General features: G+C 71.8%; 5 protein-coding genes. 3 read left to right on the forward strand and 2 right to left on the reverse strand.

The window, feature by feature from the left end; genetic code table 11:
- The first annotated feature begins 86 nt into the window (after window positions 1–86).
- Complete coding sequence (locus tag GL263_RS19405; protein ID WP_438947979.1) at window positions 87–1,508, forward strand: nucleobase:cation symporter-2 family protein; 1,422 nt, start codon at window positions 87–89, stop codon at window positions 1,506–1,508.
- Between the two features lie 89 nt (window positions 1,509–1,597).
- On the opposite strand, the gene aceB is transcribed toward GL263_RS19405, so the two are convergent.
- Window positions 1,598–3,238, reverse strand: coding sequence for a malate synthase A (gene aceB, locus GL263_RS19410; protein ID WP_182857010.1), 1,641 nt, complete (start codon window positions 3,236–3,238; stop codon window positions 1,598–1,600).
- A gap of 639 nt (window positions 3,239–3,877) precedes the next feature.
- Between aceB and GL263_RS19415 the strand changes: the two genes are divergently transcribed.
- Window positions 3,878–4,243 carry a DUF5955 family protein gene (locus GL263_RS19415; RefSeq protein WP_323379478.1) on the forward strand — a complete coding sequence of 122 codons (366 nt, stop codon included), beginning with the start codon at window positions 3,878–3,880 and terminating at the stop codon, window positions 4,241–4,243.
- Window positions 4,244–4,358: 115 nt separating this feature from the next.
- Here GL263_RS19415 and GL263_RS19420 read toward each other — a convergent pair whose 3' ends face one another.
- Window positions 4,359–5,156 carry an IclR family transcriptional regulator gene (locus GL263_RS19420; RefSeq protein ID WP_182857011.1) on the reverse strand — a complete coding sequence of 266 codons (798 nt, stop codon included), beginning with the start codon at window positions 5,154–5,156 and terminating at the stop codon, window positions 4,359–4,361.
- Between the two features lie 349 nt (window positions 5,157–5,505).
- Here GL263_RS19420 and GL263_RS19425 point away from each other — a divergent pair.
- Window positions 5,506–6,114 (forward strand): amidohydrolase family protein (locus GL263_RS19425; RefSeq protein ID WP_182857012.1); only part of this gene is annotated, 609 nt, incomplete at its 3' end.

Genomic DNA, 6,114 nt, shown 5'->3' on the forward strand with positions numbered 1-6,114 from the left:
GCACGAAGGCACCACCGAACCACCTCCCTGAAACCCTCGCCCCGCCGCACACCGCCGGGGCAGTTCATCGCGACAGGAGGACCGCTGTGGCCGCAGAGCCCGGGATCCGCAGAACAGGCACCACCCGAGGCGAGGAACCGGAAGCCGACCTCGCCGCCGGCCCGGACGCCGAACCCGGCGGAACAGGCGGCGGGCGCCATCCCGTCGACGAGACCCTGCCGCCGCTGAAGATGATCACCAGCGGCCTCCAGCACGTCGCCGCCATGTACGCCGGAGTGGTCGCCGTCCCGCTGGTCATCGGCGCCGCCGCCGGACTGGACACCGCCGACACCACCCTGCTGATGGCCGCGAGCCTGTTCACCGCGGGCATAGCCACCCTGCTCCAGACCATAGGCGTCTGGAAGATCGGCGCCCGACTGCCGTTTGTCAACGGCGTCTCCTTCGCCGGCGTCGCGGCCATGACCGCGATCATCGCCGCCGAGGGCGGCGCCTCCGGACTGCCCGTCATCTTCGGCGCCGTCATCGTCGCCGGCCTGCTCGGCTTCCTCATCAGCCCCTGGTTCTGCAAGCTGGTGCGCTTCTTCCCGCCCGTGGTCACCGGCAGCGTGATCACCCTCATCGGGCTCTCCCTGCTCCCCGTGGCGCTCGGCTGGATCACCGCCGGCACCACCGACGCCTCCGGCGGCGCCTCCATGCGCAACGTCGGGCTCGCCGCGCTCACCCTCACCGTCACCGTGCTGCTCAACCGCTTCGGCCGCGGCTTCCTGAAGTCCGTGTCGATCCTGCTCGGCCTGGTGGTCGGCACGCTGGTGGCGATCCCGCTCGGCATGGCCGACTTCGGCGGACTGCGCGAGGCGGACCTGGTCGGCTTCCCCACGCCGTTCCACTTCGGCGCGCCGCAGTTCTCCGTCGCCGCGATCGTCTCGATGTGCATCGTCATGCTCGTGATCATGACCGAGTCGACGGCCGACATCATCGCCCTCGGCCGCATCGTGGGCCGCCCCGCCGACGAGCGGACGATCGCCGCCGGGCTGCGCGCCGACACCCTCGGCAGCGCGGTCGCCCCGGTCTTCAACGGCTTCGCGGCGAGCGCGTTCGCGCAGAACATCGGCCTGGTCGCGATGACCAAGGTGCGCAGCCGCTACGTCGTCGCGGTCGCCGGCGGCATCATGGTGCTGCTGGGCCTGTGCCCGATGGCCGCCGCGCTGATCTCGGCGGTCCCGCTGCCGGTGCTCGGCGGCGTCGGCGTGGTCCTCTTCAGCACGATCGCGGTCAGCGGCGTGCAGACGCTTGTCCAGGCCGACCTCGGCAAGGGCGCGAACAGCCTGATCGTCGCCGTCACGCTCGGAGTCGGGCTGGCGCCGGAGATGGCACACGGCTTCTACGGGCAGTTCCCCGACGGCCTGACGATCATCCTCGACTCCGGCATCAGCACGGGCTGCGTGCTGGCCGTCGGACTCAACCTGCTCTTCAACCGAGGTGAACGTTCCGCCGCCGCCACCGGGTAGCTTCTCCACCGGCACGACAAGGGCCGGGCGGTCCGAGGAACCTCCTCGCACCGCCCGGCCCCGTTCGTGCCGGAGGGACCCGCCGCCGCTCAGCCGCGCAGCTGCTCGTAGGCCGGCAGCGTCAGGAAGTCGACGTAGTCCTCGTCGAGCGAGACCTTCAGCAGCAGGTCGTGCGCCTCCTGCCAGCGGCCGGAGTTGAACGCATCCTCACCCAACTCCTCACGGATGGCGGCCAGTTCCTCCGTCGCAAGCGACCTGACGACCTGCGCGTCTGCCTTCTCCCGGCCCTGCGGCGCGTCGGGGAAGACCACGCCCGCGTCCACCCACTGCCAGATCTGCGAACGCGAGATCTCGGCGGTGGCGGCGTCCTCCATCAGGCCGAAGATGGCCACCGCGCCCAGACCGCGCAGCCACGCCTCGATGTACCGCACGCCGACCTGGATCGCGTTGCGCAGCCCCTCGTACGTCGGCCTGGCGTCGAGCGAGTCGACCGCGATCAGCTGCTCCGCGCCGACCTCCACGTCCTCCCGCAGCCGGTCCTTCTGGTGGGGGCGGTCGCCCAGCACCGCGTCGAAGGACGCCTGGGCGATCGGGACAAGGTCCGGGTGCGCGACCCACGAGCCGTCGAAGCCGTCCGCCGCCTCCCGGTCCTTGTCCGCCCGCACCTTCTCCAGCGCCCGGGCGTTGGCCTCGGGGTCGCGGCGGTTGGGGATGAACGCGGCCATGCCGCCGATGGCGTGCGCCCCGCGCTTGTGGCAGGTGCGCACCAGCAGTTCGGTGTAGGCGCGCATGAACGGCGCCGTCATGGTCACCGCGTTGCGGTCCGGCAGGACAAACCGCTCGCCGCCGTCCCGGAAGTTCTTCACGATGGAGAAGAGGTAGTCCCAGCGGCCGGCGTTCAGCCCGGAGGCGTGGTCGCGCAGCTCGTAGAGGATCTCCTCCATCTCGTAGGCGGCGGTGATCGTCTCGATCAGCACGGTGGCACGGACCGTGCCGTGCGGGATGCCCAACCGCTCCTGGGCGAAGACGAAGACGTCGTTCCACAGCCGCGCCTCCAGGTGCGACTCCGTCTTCGGCAGGTAGAAGTAGGGGCCCTTGCCGAGGTCGAGCAGCCGCTGGGCGTTGTGGAAGAAGTACAGCCCGAAGTCGACCAGTGCGCCGGGCACCGCCCGCCCTGCGGCGTCGCGCAGGTGGCGCTCCTCCAGGTGCCAGCCGCGCGGCCGCATGACCACGGTGGCCAGTTCCTCGGCCGGACGCAGCGCGTAGCTCTTGCCGCGCTCGTCGGTGAAGTCGATGCGGCGCTGGTAGGCGTCGGTGAGGTTGAGCTGGCCGCCGATGACGTTCTGCCAGGTCGGCGCGGACGCGTCCTCGAAGTCCGCGAGCCAGACGCGGGCGCCGGAGTTCAGCGCGTTGATGGTCATCTTCCGGTCGGTGGGACCGGTGATCTCCACCCGGCGGTCCTGGAGGGCGGGCGGCGCCTCGGCCACCCGCCAGTCCCCGGCGCGCACGTCGGCGGTCTCGGGGAGGAAGTCGAGGGTGCTGGTCCTGGCGATCTCGGCTCGGCGTTCGGCGCGGCGGGCGAGCAGCTCGTCCCGTCGTGGCGTGAAGCGTTCGTGGAGCGCGGCTACGAAGGCCAGCGCCGCCTCGGTCAGCACCTCGTCCTGACGGGCGGGTGCCTGGCTCGGGTCGACATCGACGATGGCCAGCGGTGACGGCGCTGGTGCGGACATATGGCTGTCACTCCTTCAGCGGGCGGTGCGCCTGGAGGCCCCAGGCTCCGCCGGGGTACACGTGTGCGGGCGGCCAGGCACGCCGTGCCCGAACGCCTCTCACTTTCGGAGACTAGTTTCCTCATCGCGGAATATCAACGGTCTGTTGACGTCGAGATCGTTGATGTCGAGATATTTTTCCGCCGAGGCGCCGCGGTATGCCCCGCGCGCCGGCGCGGGGAGGCGGCTCGATCCGGTTCCAGGTCGGCCGGGGCGCGGCAGGCCGGCGATCCGAGTGCGGTGTGTTATCGGTCATGCGCCGAGCGTGCGCACCGGGTGCGGTGGAGTGGGAGGCGTGGGGCGGGCGAAGGATAGCCGTGCCCGTCGAACCCCGTGGGCGCTTGACGGCGGGGGTCGCCCGTGTGGGCGAGGCGCATGGTTGTCCGCCGCGTCGCGTCCGGGAAGATGCCCGGCCGATTTCCGCCCACCGTATGGACTTCCGGTCCGGCCTTGGCGTTAACTGTCTCACCCGCACGCGGAGTTGAGCGGCCATCAGCACAGTGTGACGACCGTGCGGGTGCGGTGGGGCCTGCCCGCCGCGCGGTTCCTCGTCGCGCCCGCCCGGGGCGGCGACCACACACCACTGCATACAGGGGCAATGTGACTGGGTGGGGGAGTACCGCCGTACAGGGCGGTCCGGGAGGCGTCGAGGGCGGCGCCGTCCTGTCGGGGCGGCGCTACGGATATGCGGAGACCGAGCGGTCGCGCGCGCTGCGCGCCGCCGTCTCCGGACTGCGCCACGCCCTGGCCCGACATCCGGTCGAACTGCCGGACCGGGCCGTCGCCGAGGAGGAACTGGCCGCGCTGGCGGCCATGGCGGCCGAGTCGGAACCGGAACCGGCGCGGCTGCGCGGGGCCCTCCTGCTGGTGCTCGGCGCCCTCGGGTCGGTCAGCGCGCTCGCCGAGCCGCTGACCGAACTCAACGCCGCGATAGCCCGTTTCGGGCCCCCGTCGGGCCGCCGCTGACCGCTGGCCATCGCGCCGGCGTGCGCGCCCTGGTGAACGCCGGCGCGCACGCGAGTGTGCGCGCCGGGGTGCGTGGCCCCCGGTCGGCGCGGGGTCGGCGCCCGGCCGGCGGGGGTCAGGCGCTTGTGGAGCCGTTGCTGGCGAGCGCGCCGGAGAGCTCCCGTGCGACCTCCTGCAACAGCGGCACGATCTTCTCGGTCGCGGTGTCGGTGACCCGTCCGGCCGGGCCGGAGACGGAGATGGCGGCGGCGGTGGGGGAATCCGGCACCGACACGGCGATGCAGCGGACCCCCATCTCCTGCTCGTTGTCGTCCAGCGCGAAGCCGCGCTCGCGCGTGGTCTCCAGCGCCGCGAGGAACCCGTCGGGGGTGGTGATCGTGCGGTCGGTGGCCGCCGGCATGCCGGTGCGGGCGAGCAGCGCCCTTACCTCGTCGGCCGGGGCGTCCGCGAGCAGTGCCTTGCCGACGCCCGTCGAGTGCGGCAGCACCCGGCGGCCGACCTCGGTGAACATCCGCATCGAGTGCCGGGACGGGACCTGGGCGACGTAGACGACCTCGTCGCCGTCGAGCAGTGCCATGTTCGCGGTCTCGCCGGTCTCCTCCACGAGTCGGGCGAGGTAGGGCCGCGCCCAGGTGCCGAGCAGTCGGGAGGCGCTTTCGCCGAGCCGGATGAGCCGGGGACCGAGCGCGTACCGCCGGTTGGGCTGCTGGCGGACGTAGCCGCAGGCCACGAGGGTGCGCATCAGTCGGTGAATGGTCGGCAGGGGCAGTCCGCTGCTGCTGGCCAGTTCGCTCAGCCCGACCTCGCCGCCGGCGTCGGCCATCCGCTCCAGAAGGTCGAACGCGCGTTCGAGTGACTGCACACCGCCGCTTGCCGTCGGGCTGCTGGCGGTCTTGCGCTCGGCTGGCGGCACGTGGCGCTTTCCCTTCTCTTCCGGGCGGGGTGACACCGCCGAATGCTACCGGTCCGCGACTCGTTCGGGTCGGCTCGTGTTCGACGGTAGTGGCAGGTGAAGGGCTGAATGTCCGCTTGGTCGGCTGCGCGGTGCGACTCCGTACGGGCCCGGCCGTAGGTTCCTTTGTTCTGCAACTCGGAATCCGGGTTCCATTTGGTGGAATCATCCAAAGGGTGTCGTCCGTTGCCCTCATCCCCCGGATCGCTCTTGACGGGGCTGTCATGGACGGGAAGACTCTTCAACAGAACGTTGAACTTCCGTACTGCGGAAGCTCAGCCACCTCACCGTACGAACCCAGGAGGGGCCGTTGTCCGCCAGCCAGCCCGGTCCGGAACCCGTCGAGGCGGAGCTCGCGTTCCGCTCACGGCAGGTACTCACCCCCGACGGGCCCCGCCCGGCCACCGTCACCGTGACCGGCGGCGAGATCACCGCCGTCCTCCCGCACGACGCACCGCTCCCGCCCGCCACCCGCCTGGTGGACTGCGGCGGCGACGCCCTGCTGCCCGGCCTCGTCGACACCCACGTCCACGTCAACGACCCCGGCCGCACCGAGTGGGAGGGCTTCTGGACGGCCACCCGGGCGGCCGCCGCCGGCGGCGTCACCACCCTGCTCGACATGCCGCTCAACAGCCTGCCGCCCACCACCGCCGCCGCCCACCTCGCCGTCAAACGCGACGTGGCCCGCCCCAAGGCACACGTGGACACCGGCTTCTGGGGCGGCGCCGTCCCCGGCAACGTCAAGGACCTGCGCCCGCTGCACGAGGCCGGCGTCTTCGGCTTCAAGTGCTTCCTCTCCCCGTCCGGCGTCGACGAGTTCCCGCAACTGGACCGCGACCAACTGCGCGAGGCCCTGACCGAGATCGCCTCCTTCGACGGACTGCTCATCGTCCACGCCGAGGACCCCGCCCACCTGGGC

The sequence above is a fragment of the Streptomyces durbertensis genome (genome assembly GCF_014156695.1).
Lineage (GTDB): Bacteria > Actinomycetota > Actinomycetes > Streptomycetales > Streptomycetaceae > Streptomyces > Streptomyces durbertensis.